The organism is Streptomyces tropicalis (assembly GCF_029269835.1).
Taxonomy (GTDB): Bacteria; Actinomycetota; Actinomycetes; order Streptomycetales; family Streptomycetaceae; genus Streptomyces; species Streptomyces tropicalis.
Map to the genome: position 1 here is coordinate 1 of NZ_JARJBB010000088.1, position 1,401 is coordinate 1,401.

Sequence of the window (1,401 nt, forward strand, 5' to 3'; positions counted from 1 at the left end):
CCGTAGGCGTTGATCACGGTGCGGAGGGCGGCGTGCTGCTCGGCCAGGGTGATGCCGGGCATAGCGGCATCGTTGATCTCCAGGGCGGCCGGTGCCGCGGTGGCGGCGGGCTGCGGGAGGCTGGGGCGGGGCGCTCCCTTGAAAAGGGTGTCCCAGTCCGGCGAGGTGACGGTGGCCCGCCACGAGCCGGTGAACGCTTCCGCGGCCTGCACCAGCTTGGCCAGGGCCTGGGCGGCCTCCCCCGGCACGTCGGTGTTCCTCCAGGTGTCGTCGACCAGAGTGGCGGCCGCGTGGAGGGCTTCGACGGCCGTGTGGAAGTCGAGCGGCTGGTTCAGGGAGACCCGGGTGAAGGTGGCCAGGGCCTCGCGCAGTGCGGTCTCGGGACCGTCCTGGGCGGCACGCTGCGTGAAGTGGTCGGTGGCGGCCAGTGTCCGTACGGCCTCGTTGAGAGCGCGGCGCGGTGCGCGGATCTGCCGGAGACGGGTGAAGGCCGGGGCCGATCCGGCGCTGACCGGGGCGGGTTGGGGCGCGGCCTGCTCGTCGGGCTGGTCCGGTTCGTCGTTGCCGCCGGGAGCGGGCGGCGGCGGGTTGTCGCGTCCGGCGCCTCCGCCCGCGGCCGGCGGGACGGCGCCCTGCTGGCCGTCCACCGGCTCCGGGTCCGCGTCGCGTGCGGCTTCGTCCGCCGCCGGGGACGGCTCGGCGGACGGTGTCGTGTCCTGGACGGTCGGGGCGCTTTCCACGGCCGCGGCCGGGGCCACGGCGGCCTCGCGTGCGAGGGCGGCGCGCTGCTCTTCCGCCAAGGTGGGGTAGGGGCTGGTGAGCCGGGTGCGGGTGAAGTCGTTCCGGCCGCTGGCGTACTCGTGCAGCAGGTGCTGCAGCGTGCCGGCGAGAGCGTGGACGTACCGGTCGGCGTGTTGTCCGTGCACGTCGACCAGGGCACGGTCGAGGGCCTCGTTGCGGGGTGAAGCCTCCCGCTTCAGCTGGTCGAGCAGGCCGTAGACGCCGGTGCGCTGCAGTGCCTGGCGGCGTGCCGACTGGTCCAGAAGACCGGGCGGGTTGCTGGCCAGGGGGAAGTCCTCATCGAGCGCCGCCAGTTCGGCGCTGAGGGCTTCGAGGTCGTCGATCTCGGCGAGGCCAGGCTGCGCGTCGTGGATGGCGGACAGCAGGTCGGTGAGGTGGGCGTGCAGCGGCCGCAGGGCCGCGTTCACGGCGGCGAGGCGCACCGCGTCGGGCCGGGTGCGGTGGGCGGGGCTGTCCGGTCCGACCGGCACCGCGCCCTGCGGCCGGCGCACCACCACCCGGCGTTCGCCGAGGCGTTCGGTGGTGTATCCGGCGCGCTGAAGGTCGGAGTCGAGGGTGATGCGTCCCGTTGCGATGACGGCCGCGGTGGCAGAGGCGCCG

General features: G+C 74.9%; 1 pseudogene. It reads right to left on the minus strand.

Annotated features, from left to right (window positions below):
* Positions 1 to 1,401: pseudogene (locus tag P3H78_RS33120) on the minus strand (hypothetical protein); the annotation flags it as partial.